The 14962-nt window shown below is 49.4% G+C and carries 18 protein-coding genes; 8 read left to right on the top strand and 10 right to left on the bottom strand.

The features are described from left to right. The first annotated feature begins 111 nt into the window (after positions 1 to 111). Both NOU37_04940 and NOU37_04935 read left to right on the top strand, forming a co-directional pair. Positions 112 to 237 carry a hypothetical protein gene (locus NOU37_04940; protein MCQ4574573.1) on the top strand — a complete coding sequence of 42 codons (126 nt, stop codon included), beginning with the start codon at positions 112 to 114 and terminating at the stop codon, positions 235 to 237. A 572-nt stretch (positions 238 to 809) separates the two neighbouring features. Beyond that, a complete protein-coding gene (locus tag NOU37_04935; protein MCQ4574572.1) occupies positions 810 to 1562 on the top strand; it encodes a class I SAM-dependent methyltransferase in 753 nt (250 codons plus the stop codon). A gap of 266 nt (positions 1563 to 1828) precedes the next feature. Here the strand turns inward: NOU37_04935 and NOU37_04930 are convergent, their stop codons facing one another. Beyond that, positions 1829 to 2008 (bottom strand): hypothetical protein, encoded by a 180-nt coding sequence (locus NOU37_04930; protein ID MCQ4574571.1) that lies wholly within the window; start codon positions 2006 to 2008, stop codon positions 1829 to 1831. A gap of 639 nt (positions 2009 to 2647) precedes the next feature. Between NOU37_04930 and NOU37_04925 the strand changes: the two genes are divergently transcribed. After that, the gene (locus tag NOU37_04925) at positions 2648 to 3187 is read left to right on the top strand and encodes a hypothetical protein (GenBank protein MCQ4574570.1); all 540 of its coding nucleotides are present in this window, start codon (positions 2648 to 2650) and stop codon (positions 3185 to 3187) included. Positions 3188 to 3333: 146 nt separating this feature from the next. Here the strand turns inward: NOU37_04925 and NOU37_04920 are convergent, their stop codons facing one another. The 9 genes from NOU37_04920 to NOU37_04880 form a co-directional block, all read right to left on the bottom strand. Beyond that, entirely contained in the window at positions 3334 to 3699 is a 366-nt protein-coding gene (locus tag NOU37_04920; protein MCQ4574569.1) for a DUF4168 domain-containing protein, read from the bottom strand. 321 nt (positions 3700 to 4020) lie between these two features. Further along, the gene (locus NOU37_04915; protein MCQ4574568.1) at positions 4021 to 4704 is read right to left on the bottom strand and encodes a TRAP transporter TatT component family protein; all 684 of its coding nucleotides are present in this window, start codon (positions 4702 to 4704) and stop codon (positions 4021 to 4023) included. 156 nt (positions 4705 to 4860) lie between these two features. Next, a complete protein-coding gene (locus NOU37_04910) occupies positions 4861 to 5076 on the bottom strand; it encodes a glycine zipper domain-containing protein (GenBank protein ID MCQ4574567.1) in 216 nt (71 codons plus the stop codon). 380 nt (positions 5077 to 5456) lie between these two features. Beyond that, entirely contained in the window at positions 5457 to 6473 is a 1017-nt protein-coding gene (locus NOU37_04905) for a choloylglycine hydrolase family protein (protein MCQ4574566.1), read from the bottom strand. A 525-nt stretch (positions 6474 to 6998) separates the two neighbouring features. Further along, the gene (locus tag NOU37_04900) at positions 6999 to 8738 is read right to left on the bottom strand and encodes an amidohydrolase family protein (protein MCQ4574565.1); all 1740 of its coding nucleotides are present in this window, start codon (positions 8736 to 8738) and stop codon (positions 6999 to 7001) included. 242 nt (positions 8739 to 8980) lie between these two features. Continuing rightward, a complete protein-coding gene (locus tag NOU37_04895) occupies positions 8981 to 9982 on the bottom strand; it encodes a tyrosine-type recombinase/integrase (GenBank protein MCQ4574564.1) in 1002 nt (333 codons plus the stop codon). Positions 9983 to 10065: 83 nt separating this feature from the next. Beyond that, positions 10066 to 10434: a hypothetical protein gene (locus NOU37_04890; GenBank protein ID MCQ4574563.1), complete on the bottom strand. Its 369-nt coding sequence runs from the start codon at positions 10432 to 10434 to the stop codon at positions 10066 to 10068. 23 nt (positions 10435 to 10457) lie between these two features. Continuing rightward, complete coding sequence (locus NOU37_04885) at positions 10458 to 11225, bottom strand: type I restriction enzyme HsdR N-terminal domain-containing protein (GenBank protein MCQ4574562.1); 768 nt, start codon at positions 11223 to 11225, stop codon at positions 10458 to 10460. A gap of 26 nt (positions 11226 to 11251) precedes the next feature. Then, on the bottom strand, positions 11252 to 11986 hold the full coding sequence (locus tag NOU37_04880; GenBank protein MCQ4574561.1) for an XRE family transcriptional regulator: 735 nt from the start codon (positions 11984 to 11986) through the stop codon (positions 11252 to 11254). A gap of 124 nt (positions 11987 to 12110) precedes the next feature. Between NOU37_04880 and NOU37_04875 the strand changes: the two genes are divergently transcribed. The 5 genes from NOU37_04875 to NOU37_04855 all read left to right on the top strand — a co-directional run. After that, on the top strand, positions 12111 to 12299 hold the full coding sequence (locus NOU37_04875; protein MCQ4574560.1) for a hypothetical protein: 189 nt from the start codon (positions 12111 to 12113) through the stop codon (positions 12297 to 12299). A 46-nt stretch (positions 12300 to 12345) separates the two neighbouring features. Further along, positions 12346 to 12702 carry a hypothetical protein gene (locus tag NOU37_04870; GenBank protein ID MCQ4574559.1) on the top strand — a complete coding sequence of 119 codons (357 nt, stop codon included), beginning with the start codon at positions 12346 to 12348 and terminating at the stop codon, positions 12700 to 12702. Positions 12703 to 13513: 811 nt separating this feature from the next. Further along, on the top strand, positions 13514 to 13780 hold the full coding sequence (locus NOU37_04865) for a hypothetical protein (protein MCQ4574558.1): 267 nt from the start codon (positions 13514 to 13516) through the stop codon (positions 13778 to 13780). Continuing rightward, positions 13777 to 14733 (top strand): YqaJ viral recombinase family protein, encoded by a 957-nt coding sequence (locus NOU37_04860; protein ID MCQ4574557.1) that lies wholly within the window; start codon positions 13777 to 13779, stop codon positions 14731 to 14733. Before NOU37_04865 ends, NOU37_04860 begins: the two co-directional genes overlap by 4 nt. Positions 14734 to 14748: 15 nt before the next feature. Next, on the top strand, positions 14749 to 14962 hold a 214-nt coding region (locus NOU37_04855), incomplete at its 3' end, for an ATP-binding protein (GenBank protein ID MCQ4574556.1).

Genomic DNA, 14962 nt, shown 5'->3' with positions numbered 1-14962 from the left:
GTCACGAATAATTATAACCACAGAATGAGGCCTGTGCAAGTGCCAAAAACATATTCTAGGAAAATTACGCGGAATACGGATATGAGGCTTTGTAAACTACGCAGTAAACGTATGCGTTCTAACAGGATGCATGGGGGCCTGCGCCTCAGGATAAAGGCCGAAGACGTCGGCTCCCCCGAAGAAGAAAAAACCAGCAAATCCGCTTTCAGACTCCGCAGCGAAGTCAGCAGGACATAAAACAACCCATTATTTAACACCCACCCAAATACAGCCGCCGTTGGAATCAAAAACCCTCTTGCAAGATTTAGGGGGGTTGGGTATCATTTGCGCTTGTCGAGACAGGCCGAGGGCCCCACAATATATATCTATATAATATACGCAATATGCAGAGAAAGACTTGTTAGAGCCCCCGGAGTTTTCTTGTGGAAAATATCTTATATCATCCGTCAGACATCCTTTGATAGCCGCATGGGAGAGTAATGCGCAGATTCAGATTGTTATGGTACCATAGGCTTATCGTACTCGCGGACCTGCAATCCGGAGACATCAAGACCGTGGCGCCCATCCTGACCATACCGGTCAGCCGGTGAATATAGAGAGACAAAAACACCCGCCCGTACGATGGAAGATATTGAAAATGGTTAGTGAAGAGCGTACAATGCCTTAATAGCTCGAGGAGCGATAAAGAACAAACTTACGCATGAGTAACGAGGGCGCTCATGTATGGCAGGTTCCCGGGTATACGGCGGGTAAGACATGGCTTGCGATACTAAACCGGTTTCATTTCAAAACTATGTGCCCCGGTACATATGAAAATTGAGCATATTTTTATTGAGCCAAGAGAAGTAGCTGAACGGCATATTAAGGAGCTTCAGGCGGCCGGACTGAGCTTCAAGGGCAAGCGAATTCTGGATATAGGCTGTGGTACGGGTGCCTATACCCGGCTTATGGCAGAGCAGGGAGCCGCTTTAGTAACTGGTGTAGACAACACTCCAGGTAATATAGAACTTGCCCGCGAGATTAACAGTGTCTCTAATGTGGAGTTCGTTTGTGCGGATATTGAAGATTGGGAGATTCGGGGGCCTTTTGACTTTATATTTATACGCTCGAGTATCAGCTACCTAAATGAGGATTTAGAGGTAATAATCTCCAATCTTGTCGGGATGCTGGCTCCCGATGGAAATCTTTTTGTTACCTTCATGAATACCAATCCCAGGGCCCTCGTGAGGAATACTATAAAGCGATGTGCTGTTCAGCTGCCAGAGGTCCTGCACCCGGCACTGCGTACGACCCTTACCGCCATTTATTCTTGCGTAGTATTCCTCGTGAATCGTGAGAAACCGGACTGGGACATACTGGAAAATAAAATGAACACGATTTTCTTCCCGCTAAGACACTTAGTCGACCCGGCAACTGCCAGTCGCATTCTTGTTAAGAACGGTTTGTCCGTAGCCGGATTTTTCGCAGAACAGGGTCAGAATCCAAGTTTGAGCGATGAATACGGAATCTGGGCGGTGCCGGGGCCGGAACGGCACTCTTCATCTCAGGACATACCGGAGTAAAGCAGGATGGGCAGGTCTCTTTCAAATAATGGCCGGTTTGATGCGAAGCGAAAGGCCGGGTAGAGGCGGGAGGGTATGTCTTCCGGGGGCGCTGAATACGGCTCGTTTAAGCCGCAAAATCCTCCCTAGGCCCAAGAGGAATTTAGCGGCTTAGGTGCCTTTGGCATTGTACTACCGCTGTAGGGGTTTTCTGGGCCCCAAATAATAAGAGCTTTAGACATGCAGTGCGTGCTTCTGTAATTAGACACCCTGCTGCCCCAGTCAAACTACTTTAGCAGGTCTTCTTCCGCCGTACCGAGAGAATATTCCGGGAACACGTCAAACTCGAAATCTTCGTCTTCAATCCGGATAGTTATACGGTAGACGGCACCCTTGGGGCTCTCTCCGGGGGTGTATTTTTCTAAAGACTTCACTTCATAATCAAGCACGAGACCAGGATCTTCCATCGTTCTTCCTCCCCAATTAGGAGCCTGCGCCTGTACCGCAAATTGCCCCAGGCGCCGCAGAGATTGTTCAAGGCTTGTCAGACAGCGCCTTGCCGATACAGATCCTTTAGTATTATGGCTTTTTCCTTGCTCTAACAGAAGCTTACCACACATCATCAAAGAGTCAAGGCGGGCCTCTGCCTTTCACAGAGGTCCTGCCGGGAAATGCAGTGAGGCCCCACAGGGCACTAACATAATACCCTGCTGCCAAAGGGGTTATGGGAAAGCAGCCTTCTCTATGTCCTTTTTTGTCCATGGAGTGGCCCTCCTCAGCGTAACACGGGCCACTGTAAGGCCTTAGGCCTTGTGGCTTCGGAGGGATTCTCTATGATAAGTTTATCACGCAAAGGGAAATCGGCAAGGGGTAAGGGGGGCGTTTACTACCCGGGATACACAGTCCGCCTGTCGCAAAAACTGCTGGTAAATTGAATTATTTGTCATGGCGCAGGTGCTTTATATATATTATAGTCCACTTGGGTTATGCTATCCGTATAATGTATCCGCGCAATCTAAAATATCAGAAGAGGGTTTTTTGGGGGCATACAAGGGGGCAGGGGATGATAAACGGGGATTGTGAAGATGACCGTCAGGAGACAGAACATGAAAAAGTTAGTAATTCTGCTAATTGTAGCTGCGGCTTGCAACGTGCCGGGCATTGGGGAAAGGGTCCTGGCCCAGAGTGATACGCCAAAGGTTTCCTGCAGGGTTCAAGTTATCGTTACAGCAAACCAACAAATAGCAGGTAGTATTTCAAGCTATATAAAGAGAGAATTGCGTTCGTTGCATGACGTTGTAATTACAGATAATAACCCGCAATATAATTTTCGCATCGTCGCTACAGAACTGAAATCAGACAGAGGCACAAAAATTGGAGTCGGGATCTCATGTGTTATAACGGAGTCCCTGGCGCTGGACGCCTTTGTAAACATGCTTGAAGTAAGGTTCCCGGAATGCCGTATAGATTGGGACATATTAAAAGATAGATGTAAAGACCAGACAGAGATACTCTTGCATAAGGTTGTTTACACACCGCACGAAGACCTCCGCAAGACGTGTGAAAAACTTGTGGCGGATTTTGATGTCACCGTTCTCGAGCTACGCCGTAAGTCTCTCAGAAACGTCTTAGATACTGAAAAATAAGGCAGTGTAAAACGGAGGCCGTCCAAAAAAGGCTCTGAAAAATCAGCATTTCCGGTCTTGCTATTGCACGACTTACGAGAGGTGTTTTTCCGCCCAAAAAATGCCTTTCTGGACAACAAGCTTCTGTCTGGTTCTCTGTGTTGTTTTTACTCTTTCTCCTCCTCTTTTATTGTTTTTATCATCTTCTCTACAGCCTTCTTAAAATCAGGGTCTTCATTCATGAGTTCAGATAATTGGTTGTATCGTTTGATGGTTAAACCCTCCTGCTTGACAATGGAGGTTGTTTTTTCATAGACTGCCCCGCCACTCTCTTCCATGGCCTCCTCACCCTCAAGGACTGCCTGGACGCTTACAAAGGCCCTGGCAAACATCTTCAATTCTTCGACGCTGACCTCATTTGCCGTTATTTTATTCGGTTGGCCTTTTTCCTTCGTTTCTTCTCCGTAGCTGATGGTAGCGGAGACTACTAGGAGAATCGCGCATACTATGTGGACGTATCTTGTCAGATTCATAGCCCTCTCCCGTAAAAAGTTAAATTGATGTTCACATTTTTCCTCGGACGGGCCTCCTTATAACCTCTTTGGCTTTTATGGCCAACGGATTAAGAATTGCCTTAAAGCTAACTAACATTTATTCTATCCATGTTCAAGTGGTTTATTCTATGTCGTACTTGCCGGGTACAGGAACCTTTTGTCTATTTAAGGGTGTTTTGGTGTGTTTACTTGACAGTAAGAGGCACTACCCCAAGAGGGATAGTGTGTCTGCGCGTCTTCTTTTTCCGCGTCGGCGAAGGGCACAGCCAGGTTAATGTGCAGCAGTTAGCCTGTGGAAGACTACCAGTCCGGCTCATTGTTATTCGCTATATTCCCCAGGATCCTCTTTGTCTTCATGATAGCGTATCTGTTTTCAAGGACGTCTGACGGCAGGATGTCGTCGCTGTCGGCGGCTATTTCATTCAGAAGCTTTTTGGAACCCGGTTTGTCGTTGTTTACCCAGAGGGCCTGTGCCAGGATGAGCTTGTTTTCCAACATCTTCGGTCCTATCTTAACGGCTTTCTCGGCATAACCTTGCGCCTTTTCTGAATTGCCCCTGGCCAGTAGATACTCCGCAACACCCCTGTCGGGCGATCCCTGAAGTCCTTTCGGGTCAAGGTCCGCCGCCTTCTTGAACTGTTTCTTTATGCCTCCACCCGTCAGGCCACCCCTGAAAGAGGCCTTGTGTATGAGCCTCCACAACCCCAGGTTTGCGGCCATGTAAAAATGCGCCTCAGCGCTTTCCGGGTCTGCGTCAATTGCCTTTTGGGCCCAGTCCTGACCTTTGTTGGATTGGTTCGACCGGTCGTCATCAGATGTCGAAAGATACTTCGTAATCTTGAAGTAGGCGCGGGAAATGTCGACGTATACCCTCGCACGCGCCTTTTTGTCATTCTCCGGAATCTCCTTTACGGCTGCCTCGTATTTCTTTATGGCCGCCTCAAGTTTTGCCCTGCCGTCCTTTTCGGACCTCTTTGCGTACAATTCATCTCCTTGCTGAACAGTACTTTGCCAATCCGCAAAAACAACAACAGGGGAATATACGGTGCAGGCAAGGACGGTTAATGCAATCCAAACGGCCTTTGTAATCAACATGTTCTTGTTTCCTTAAATGAAAATACAGTTCCTTTTCAACCCCCGTTAATGTTTTTCCTCTTTCTCCTTTTCCTTTTCTTCTTTTTCTTTTTCTTCCATTCTTTGCTCCTGTCCGGTCACCACGCCGTTTATACCACCAACGGTACTGCCTATGGTTGCGCCTATACTCGCGCCCACGAGGCCGCCATAATGTTCACCGATAGTTGCCCCTTTGACTGCTCCAGCCACGCTGCCCGCAGCCTGATCCTTTCTGGCGCCCATACCCGCATCCTTCGCGGTCTCCGAAGCTTTACAGCCTGGCAACGCTAAGGCAAGGACAAACAGGCAAATAAACATAATCTTACGTTTCGTTTTCTTACCTCCACTATCGTGAAGTTTAATATTCTCCCGCCATTTAAAGCATTTTGCGTGGGTTGTCAACGAATTATACAGTTCATTTATGTACTTTACAACTAGACAGAGATAGGCCTCCCAGAGGGGGGGGTAGGGGTCTTTATGTATAGAAGCAGTGTTGCAGTGCCCCGGATTTAGGCATTATCGTCACCCTCTTCCCACAGTCCAATTCGTCCTAAACACCAACATCAAAACTGGACCGGTTTAAAGGGGGGCAGGTCACATTCTGCATCTGCAGGCGGACCGGCTTACCAGGTCGATGAGGACATATCTATTATCGGAGTAGTTCCTTGAAGCGTCGATATTTGCTTCAACTCCTTGGCATTCAGATCGAACTTCTTTAGGTCAACCATCCTGATCGTCTGATCGTCGTAAGTGCGGTAGTAGTAACGAAGCGCCTGCGGGTCACGCACCATGGTTGCCTGCGTGTAATCGCTGAGGACCGTACCATCCTTCTCCACGACGCGGGCCACGCCAATCGGGATGTCGAACTGATTGAGAATATGGAACACTTGCTTGACGCCTTCCTCGGCGTCCTGTGAAGGAATCGCTGTTGTGCTGAAGACGGTGGCCCGAACGAATCGCGACACTGGCGTGAAGTCGCCCGGCAGTCCCAGCATTCCGCTGCCTTGCCCCAATACCTGCAGCGTGAGACTATCGATCTTGACCAGTGGCACATCGCGCGTACTGAGCGAGATGTAGTTGCGCAGGTTAATCAGATGCCATTCGAAGGGCGGCGAGTTGGTTAATACGCCGATCGGATTGTCGTGCACGACAAGCGTCCCACCCACAGGCTCGATGACAAGCGATGCGCCGGTCTTGTCATACACGATGTAGTGCAACGGCGGGGCCTCGGGACCCCAGCCCGGGACAACCGTCGGCCCGACGACCGCCGCGCCCGCCTCTATCGCCGCTCGAACCTCACCAACGGTCGCGAACTGGGTCAGAATCCAATTAGGGAAGTCGGTTGCCGACATCGCCTTTGCCTGGTTCTCTGGCGTGACCTCAGTGTACTGGGTAAACGTCGCGAAATAAAACGCCCCGGCAGCCAGCCCGGCCTCGTTGAGACCGTCCTGAACTCCCTGGTCTTTGAAAGTCCTCAACCCGACGACTGCATACTTAGCCTCGTATGTGATGCCGTCACCTCTCGGCGTCTTACCGACAAATCGATAGCCGCGCGGTATCACGGCAATGTTGGACTTGATCTCCATTCCGAACTCGAGCGTGCGTCCGTGCACGATACTGGAGTCCATGTTCGTCAGCATGATTCCGGTGCATCCCTGCAGGTCTCGCATTGACCCGAAGACACCTAAGACGCCAGTGATGATTACCGCGAGAAGGAGGTTCCTTCTTGGCCACACCCCGGCCGTGCCTTCAGTTTTTACTCGAGCCGATCCTGTGTCAGACATTTCTGCCGGTGCCGGCGCGGGCCTGGGCTTGGCGGTCGTGGTGGTCGTTGTGCGCGTAGGACGTCTCATGGCAGTTCTCCTCTCAGGTTTGGAGGCGAGAGCCGGTTTCCGTCCGGCCTCACCAGTGACCCGCCCCCACTAATAGTATTATTATTTAAGTTAGTCCCGATGTGCCTGCCGTGCAGTTCCGTTCGGGCATATACGGATATTATCCCTCTGAGGGGAAATAGGTCAATGAAAGAAGACCACAGCATTTGATACCCCGGCCAAGAGACACGGAATTTAAAGGAATCCCCTCCCTACAAAACCCCACAAAAAAGGGGTAGTGACCGCTTGCCCTTTAACCCTGCCAGCCTGCGTCTGCGGGCTTCCAGAAATGTTTTACTCCCACACAAACCTGTGACCGCTAAGGTATGTCTCCAGTACCTCAATCCGGCCGAGTTGTTCCGGGGGAACCTTGCGCGGGTTGTCGGAGAGCACGACCATATCTGCCACCTTGCCCACTTCCAGACTGCCCCTGCTTTCTTCCTCAAACACCTGCCACGCGGAGTGTATGGTTGTAGCCGTTATGGCCTTGTCGATGTCAATGCGCTGTTCCGGCCCCAGCACCTCTCCTCCGTCGCGCATCACGCGCGTCACCGCAGTCTGCATCACATGTAAAGGTTCCAGAGGTGTCACTGGAGAATCGCCGTGCAGCGACGGATGCGGGCTGTATTGAAAGGCATCAACCATAGGCATAATCCTACTGGCACGTTCCGGACCAAGTATGTCATCGCGTAATTGTTTACCCCAGAAATATACATGCTCCATGAGGTAGGTGGATGTGACACCGAGGTCTGTGGCACGTTTTAGCTGTGCGGGTGTTATCAGCATGTTGTGCTCCAGCCGGTGGCGATGGTCCGTTCGTGGATATTTAAGTAGCACGGACTCGTAAACATCCAGCGCCTGGTCAATCGCACGTCCTCCCTGGGTGTGGATGGCGACCTGCCATCCGTCGCGATGATAGCGCTCCACGGCATCATGTAGAGTCTCAGTGGACCAATTCAGTTTACCCATTTCGTTTTTCTTGTAACCCAGACCATCGATGGTGAGTTCTGTGTTCAGGTAGGGTTCTTTTACCGCCATGCCGCCGGAATACGGTGAGCCGTCTGCCCAGAACTTTGCACCGTTTACCTTAAAGCGCTCGCTGCCAGACCTGTGCGAAAAGTTGATGGTACCGTCAGGACGGCCGGTTGCGTAGGCAACGATTCGTACCGGAGTGTCCTTACAGGCTAACACCTCTTGGGTAAGGCGTGCAAGGTCCGGCATCACCGGCAGCAACCCAAGGTCTACGACCGTAGTGAAACCTTTGCGGGCGTATTTCTGGAATTCCCCCTTGAGCATTTTAACGTTTTGTGCGTGCGATAACGGCGGCATTTTCTCCATTAACCGTACGATAGCAGACTCTTCCTTGAGTTCACCTGTCAGGTTGCCGTCTTTGTCCCGTACAAACTGACCACCCGGCGGGTTGGGAGATTTCTCTGTAATACCGGCAATCTCAAGTGCGGTACTGTTTACGTATGCGTTGTGCAGGTTCTGTGCGAGGATTACTAAAGGATTGTTCGGCGCCATTTCGTCCAGCTCTTTCAGGCTTGGAGCCCTGAGACCGGTAGTGAGAACGGGGTCCCATCCCCAGGCGGCAACCCATTCGCCGGGTTTTGCCTTTGCAACGCCGTCACTTATGATTTGTCTGACCTCTTCAGCGCTGGAGACCGTGTATCCGTTTATGTGAAGCCACTGGTCGAGTACGGCCGTCACGGCAGGGTGGGTATGGATCGCATAAAAGCCGGGCATAAGGGTCTTCTTCCCAAGGTCGACAACCTCAGTCTCCTTACCTAACCAATTGAACACGTCGTCTCTACTGCCGACCGCGACGATTCTGCCGTTCAGTACCGCCAGGGCCTCTGCCTCCGGGTTGTCCTCGTTGACGGTGATAATGTCACCACCCACAAAAATCGTGTCGGCCGCCTGGTGTGCATCAGCCGGGCTATTACTGACCACGGCGTATAACATAGTACACAACAGAGTGCAGAACATGACCAGTAGGAATTGCCATATTTTGGATGAGAAGTATACTTTCATCTGTATTCCCCCATTAGCAGAGATGCGGGTTCGGACTAAGTCCTCTTTTTTGTTAACCCGCCCCCCACTGGTTGTACCAGTATTTAAGTTAGTCCTGCAGCGGTTATCGTAGGTCCTTGCAGAATATGGTGGAGGATAAGGGAGTCGAACCCTCGACCTCTTGAATGCCATTCGGCGACGGATAAGAACATATAAAGACTTACGATAACGCTGCGGCTATTCTGTAACCAACACCAGTGTTTTTAAAGCTGTATCTTCTCTACCGCCTCTCTTAAATCCTCCGGATAAGTGTCAGTGTATATATCAGTCGTTGTGCTTGTGCGCCGATGCCCCATAAGCACGGCGGCTTTCTTTTGATGAGCGTCTGCGCTTGCCAGTAAAGAGGCAAAGGTCTTTCTCAGGCTGTGCAGGTCCACGCCTTCCTGGTCAATTTCCGCACGTTTGAGGCATACCCGAAAGGCCCGCAGCAGATTATTCTTGAGGGGTGTGCCGTGGGGAGTGGTAAAGACATAGTCCTCTGGCCGCTTATTCTTCAGGAGCGGCCACAAGGCCTTCTGCAGCGTCCGGTGCAGGTGAACGGCCCTGACACCAGCGTCAGTCTTTGACTCGGCTACAATAAGCGTGCACGCTTTCCTATCTATATGTTTGACCCGTAGTCTGACCAGTTCTGAGCGACGGAGGCCAGTTAGTATGAATGTCAGCCATATCTGGCGCCATTTCCCGGAGTGTTTGAGCAGGGCCTTTATCTCCTCGGGCCTCAGAGCACGCCGCAATCGTTTCCGTTCCTTAAGCTTTGGGACATCGGCCATAGGGTTAAAGGGTATGAGGTTAGTTTGTACCCCATAGGCCAGCATCCGTTTGAGGAGGCCTAGCGTTACGTTCATGGTGTGGTCTGAGATTCCCTCTTTCTTGCGTGCGTCTGTATACTCATTGAACCGGTGGCGTATCTGGTGCAAGGGTGTGTCCACGCCGATAAATTCTAATGCCCGGGATAGCATAGTTATATAGCCTTCGTAAGTAGTTCTGGAGACGCGGGGCTTAAGCTCTCTCAGGAATTTATCCTTAATGTCTGGTAGCGGGTAATTGTCCGGGGCGATCCCGAACCTTGAGAGGTCCCGGTTTCTCAGGAGGTCGTCTCTTATCTTTGTAGCCAGGGCCTTGTCTTTAGACAAACTTTTGACTACACGCTTACCGCCAATGTAATCGTCCATGTAATATGACCTGCCGCGTTTTTTCAATGGCATTTTACTCTGACCAAATCCCCCTCTTAGCCTTCCGGGCCTCGAGGAAGTAAAGTTAAAAAATAACAGAGATAATAAATCATCACTTAATCTTCAGCTATCCATATTGAACCAATGTATGAAGCCTCGCCAACTTTCCGATTTGAAGCATCCCGCACTTGTAAAATTAAGGCATTGTGTGTTGGATTAATAGCTTGCCACAAATTATAGAATGACTGAACAAGCTGCCTTCTTTCATGAGGCATTGCATAATACCAGTCATCCGTAACTATGACTTTTATAAACTCATTACCACTTGAGCTTGGTCTAATGGCTGCAATTAATCCTTCTACATCTGATTCGGCAAGCATTGTTTTGAAAGTTTCTATATTTTCTTGTGTAACCTCTACTTTATTTTCTGCATCACAACTAAAAATAAATAAAAATATCGAGATAACTAAAGCTAATTTTCGCATTCTATTTCCTCCTCTTGACGCCACTATGTCCCTTCCTGTATTTCTTTCTCCTGTGGAAGTTGGATAATAGGTGTCGCCTCTTTAGCGGTTTGTTTTGTTCTTGTAGCCTTTCGCTTTCTCTTGATTTTTACATCGCCGATTTCCTCCCACGCTTTCTTAGACAACATCTTTTTTATGTTGTCCGCTAAGTCCTGTTCGTCTACTCTTACACCCGACATTTTCCTTAAGAGTTTACCCATCACCCTCAAGGTATCCTCGTGGAATATAGCCCGAACAATGCTCTTGGGTGAAAGGGTTTTAACCTTAGCAAGATAATTCTCTAACGCCCCTTTTTGTACACTCTTTTTGTGAAGGAGGGCTATTTTGGAGGCCACTGCCTTTGGGTTGTCTTCTAAAAGGTCAACAGACCAGACAAGGTCGCTTTGGATTCCCTCGTCAAAAGTAAGGTGATACAACTGCCAATATTTACCATTTGTTAATAGGACCCACGGTATCCCAGAATTAGCGGCATAGTTACTCGCCTGTTCAATGTGTTTCTCTTTCAATTTAATGCCCGCCTGCTTGACTTCCACGAGGAACTCAATCTTGCCCTTTATTGTTATAGCATAATCAACGTAGCGGTCTTTAATCATGTGTTCTTTTGATATTTCCGTGAAGACATCGTAACCCAGCACATCCTCGAAAAACTTGCTTATTCTCAACGAGGTCTCTGCTTCGTTAATGGCTTGCTCATGCGTTGTGCGGAAAATGGGGATGTACTTCTTTAATCCCTTGTTAATATCAGTTGCCATAACATTCCCCTTTCTGCCCTGACGGGCTATTCCTTAATTTTTGTGGTATTCCAGCACACAACCGGGTGCATGAAATATATATCTTCTCTCTGGAATGCCAGCGGGTCGTGTGCCTGCATGTTCGTTGACTCTAGGACTACAATATGGTCGAGCCTTTTTAGGAGCTTTATGTAAACCTTGCCCGATTCTTTTGCTCTACAGATAACAACGTTGCCTTCCTTTGCACGCTTATTCGTAACCGCTACAACAACTGTACCGTCCGGCATCATCGGGAGCATGGAATCACCCTTGACGATCAATCCATAAGCGTGCTGGTCCGTTACACCTTCAGGGCGCACCATCCGGTCTATACCCTCTCCTGCAGGATACCCGGCGTCGCCGTAGGCTACCTCTGTATCACCAGCGCTTACATAACTAATGATGGGTATGGTATCCCCTTCGCCGATTGTCTCCGGCTGCTTGAGCGGAATCTTGCCGGGGATGTCTGGTGGTGCTTCTGGAAGGCGGTCTCCGTTGGAAGGGGGCCAGCCTTTTTTACTATTCAATAGATATTCTGTAGTAAGCTGTAGGGCCATACTAAAAAATTCAACCTCTTCCGCAAAGACCCTCCTTGCACTACCCTCTATTCTGGACACAGTAACTTGCTCCATCTCAAGACCTATATCACTGAGTTTTTTGGCCAATTGGTCTTGACTCAAGTCGAGTTCCTTCCTGCCCTTCTTAATCTTGTCCCCTATATCCATGCAGAAAGTGTATAACATAAACCCCCTATAGGCAAATAGATATGGTATATCCTAATAAATTATAAGGAATTCTTATAAATTCTACTTGACAAACCATGAGTAAAATGCATACTTTATGCAGTTTCATTCTAAGGAGACTCAGATGGTCAACAAGAAATCAGTCAATATCGAGTTCTATTCCAAGGACTACAGACGCATAAAAGAGGCAGCCAGGGCCGAGCAAATGGGAGCTGCTACCTGGTGCCGACAGAAAATTCTACAGTTCTTAGACGGTCGTCTTATTGAGGCACCCGGAGCTACAGCGCCCGTTCTTGAGGAGAGTAGCACATAAATTTTTTTTAGCAATACATGGCCATCGGTCAGAGTGGGTCAGAAAAATGCATCAGATTAATGTGTTCTCGGAAATAGAAGAAAGTACCAGTTCCCTTCTAACGTATGGGGTGCAACTAGTATTCGAGGGCATCCGAAAGGACGTTATGGCACACCCAGGGGGCTTAGAAGGCTTTGCTAGAGACGTGGGTGTTCTCCCTAATACCGTTCATTGCTGGTGGAATCCAAATCATAAGAGGGCCATGCCCCTGTCAACATTGGTCACATTATTGCTTGTCAACCCTGGCACACATACAAAGAGTGCGGTCTTGGAAGTGGCGGATGTTTTTTCACAGCACAGGGAAAAGCTTGTTGTGCGAAAGCTCGAAAAGCTCAGGAAGGAACTCGGAGGGGCGTTGAAATGAGGAACATGGGTATCAGGTTGGCCGCATTTATTCTTCTGGCATCTGGAAGCCGGCCTCTTTCTGTATTCCTTTTAAAATATTTAAGAGGTACATCGCATCGGGGAAGGACATTGAAAGCTCATGCAGAGCGTCCTTCTTGTCTGTGTATTGTATATGGACAGTGCCTGTGTCCCAAGACTGGCCGGGTTGTGCATGGGCGCCTCGCATACGACCCACGTTTGGCAGTTTATTGATTTGCATGGCATAGGTCTCCTTGTTTTAAGCGTTCTGTTAGATGCAATGGGCTATCAGATAGTAATGCTTATCACCTGGGGGCTTATGCCTAAGTAGCACAAAGAATTATGAGAGGCAACAACAAAATGATCGAGGGTTTTGTAAGCACCAGTCAGGCGGCACGATTCTTAAATTGTCATGTCAATACGATTTTAAGACGGGTGGCTGAGGCAAGGGAAGGGTGGGGAACCTTTCCCTATCATCAGGATATGCCGGGGGGCAAATTGAGTTTCAAACTTTCAGAGCTGGAAGGGTGGCGCAAGAACCGCAGGATTGAGCGGGAAATACAAGCGGGGAAACGCAAGTTATGTCTTATTTCGACTATGAGGGCGCACGGATAGGCTGCAGTAGAGGGGCGGCTTTCACGGCGGTATGGCTGTTGATTATCTTTATCGTAATGCTGATTTTCAAGGTGATGTTTTGATGCGAATTTCTCAAGGCTCAGGGAAAGGACATGTCCTCTTGCTAGATGTGGTATATGGCCGCTCGGTGCGGCAAGACCTGGGCCTTGGGATTTTACCAGTAGGGGGTTGAGGTAATGATTTACAACGAGTCTGACTGCACCTGTGGTTCTTTCACACAGCTTTTGGCTGGTGGGTCCCAAAAATTCAGATGCCCGTTCCACGATGAGGAAAAGATTAGAGAGGAACTTTCGTATGAGGATACCGACGACATAAACAGGGTGCTTGTAGAGATTGTCAGACAGTGCAACGACAGGGACCTACTGATGGGGGCGATTGTTTTTATGGCCTACTGGCCGGAGGTCGAAGCGGTAATGAATGAAATGGAGGAGGTGGGGCCATGATAATTACGGCAGAACCTAAAAAGATGGACCGTACCCTGGCGATAGGGAGCTCAGATATGGGGTCGCTGTTCAATCTAAACCCTTACGGCTGCCAGCGGCGGCTCTGGTATGAGAAGCGGGGGGTCGAGGCTGATTATCCCTTCCTTGGGAATGAGCATACCCGTCGTGGAACTTTCTTTGAGCCGATTATTGCAGAGTATTATACGCAACGAACGGGAGTTGAACTTGTCACGCTGAAAGAAGCACAGCTACCCATAAAGGACAAGGAGTATTCCTTTATTGCGGGCCGCCCGGACCGGCTGGTCAAGAGGGACGGCGCGCCTTTTGAGGCCAAATGCCCGGGCCGGAGGGCGTTTGCGAAGGTAAAGACGGAAGGATTGAACGATGAGCACATCCTGCAGATACAGCATCATATCCGTGTCACCAACAAAGAGTATGGGACAGCGGCCCTTCTTTGTGCTGAGACTGTGGACTTCCTGCATTTTGACCTGTCCCGCGACAACGACATGATTCAGATGATTGTGGAGGCCTCCCGTGAATTTTGGGGAAAGGTGCAGAAGGCTATTGAGCCTGAACGTTTGGACCCGAAAGACGCGCGGTGCGGCAAGTGCGGGCACAGGACGATGTGCCAAGGTCAGGCTTTGCTTGAGGCCATGCCAAGTGGGGATGGGGAGATAATCACAGATGAGAGCTTTGCTCCGCTGGTCGAACAATACTTTGAGGCAAAGACCATTGTAGACGATGCAGGGGCATATCTTGAGGAGGTCAAGGGGAAGATAAAGGAGAAGATGAACAAGGCGCAGATGGTGGAGGCGTCTGGCGCCAGAATTTGCTATCGGCCTATTACGTCAAAGAGGGTAGACGCAAAGGCTTTGAGGGTTGCACACCCTAAGATAGCGGAGGAGTTCACGAAAGAATCAATCTCATCGCGGCTTACTATTTATCCGAAATAAAGGAGGCAGAGACCCATGAAGGTCGCAGCGATTAAGATTCACAATATCCTTGGGATTGAGAGCTTGGAAATCAAGCCTAATTCCATGACGTTTATTGAGGGTGAAAACGGCGCGGGCAAGACAAGCGTGCTTGAGGCTATCAAGGCCATTATACACGGTGGGCATGATGCCACGCTGTTAAGGAACGGTGCAGACAAGGGGGAGATCGTTCTGGTCCTTGATAACGGCG

It is taken from the genome of Candidatus Bathyanammoxibius amoris (genome assembly GCA_024451685.1).
GTDB classification, from domain to species: domain Bacteria; phylum Planctomycetota; class Brocadiia; order Brocadiales; family Bathyanammoxibiaceae; genus Bathyanammoxibius; species Bathyanammoxibius amoris.
The sequence above is the reverse complement of the archived record's forward strand: the minus strand, read 5'-3'. Positions and strand labels throughout refer to the sequence as shown.

Coding starts and splice junctions, on each gene's coding strand:
- NOU37_04940 (MCQ4574573.1), top strand. CDS start 112: ATGCGTTCTAACAGGATGCATGGGGGCCTGCGCCTCAGGATAAAGGCC.
- NOU37_04935 (MCQ4574572.1), top strand. CDS start 810: ATGAAAATTGAGCATATTTTTATTGAGCCAAGAGAAGTAGCTGAACGG.
- NOU37_04930 (MCQ4574571.1), bottom strand. CDS start 2,008: ATGGAAGATCCTGGTCTCGTGCTTGATTATGAAGTGAAGTCTTTAGAA.
- NOU37_04925 (MCQ4574570.1), top strand. CDS start 2,648: ATGAAAAAGTTAGTAATTCTGCTAATTGTAGCTGCGGCTTGCAACGTG.
- NOU37_04920 (MCQ4574569.1), bottom strand. CDS start 3,699: ATGAATCTGACAAGATACGTCCACATAGTATGCGCGATTCTCCTAGTA.
- NOU37_04910 (MCQ4574567.1), bottom strand. CDS start 5,076: ATGGGCGCCAGAAAGGATCAGGCTGCGGGCAGCGTGGCTGGAGCAGTC.
- NOU37_04905 (MCQ4574566.1), bottom strand. CDS start 6,473: ATGCTGACGAACATGGACTCCAGTATCGTGCACGGACGCACGCTCGAG.
- NOU37_04900 (MCQ4574565.1), bottom strand. CDS start 8,738: ATGAAAGTATACTTCTCATCCAAAATATGGCAATTCCTACTGGTCATG.
- NOU37_04895 (MCQ4574564.1), bottom strand. CDS start 9,982: ATGCCATTGAAAAAACGCGGCAGGTCATATTACATGGACGATTACATT.
- NOU37_04890 (MCQ4574563.1), bottom strand. CDS start 10,434: ATGCGAAAATTAGCTTTAGTTATCTCGATATTTTTATTTATTTTTAGT.
- NOU37_04885 (MCQ4574562.1), bottom strand. CDS start 11,225: ATGGCAACTGATATTAACAAGGGATTAAAGAAGTACATCCCCATTTTC.
- NOU37_04880 (MCQ4574561.1), bottom strand. CDS start 11,986: ATGTTATACACTTTCTGCATGGATATAGGGGACAAGATTAAGAAGGGC.
- NOU37_04875 (MCQ4574560.1), top strand. CDS start 12,111: ATGGTCAACAAGAAATCAGTCAATATCGAGTTCTATTCCAAGGACTAC.
- NOU37_04870 (MCQ4574559.1), top strand. CDS start 12,346: ATGCATCAGATTAATGTGTTCTCGGAAATAGAAGAAAGTACCAGTTCC.
- NOU37_04865 (MCQ4574558.1), top strand. CDS start 13,514: ATGATTTACAACGAGTCTGACTGCACCTGTGGTTCTTTCACACAGCTT.
- NOU37_04860 (MCQ4574557.1), top strand. CDS start 13,777: ATGATAATTACGGCAGAACCTAAAAAGATGGACCGTACCCTGGCGATA.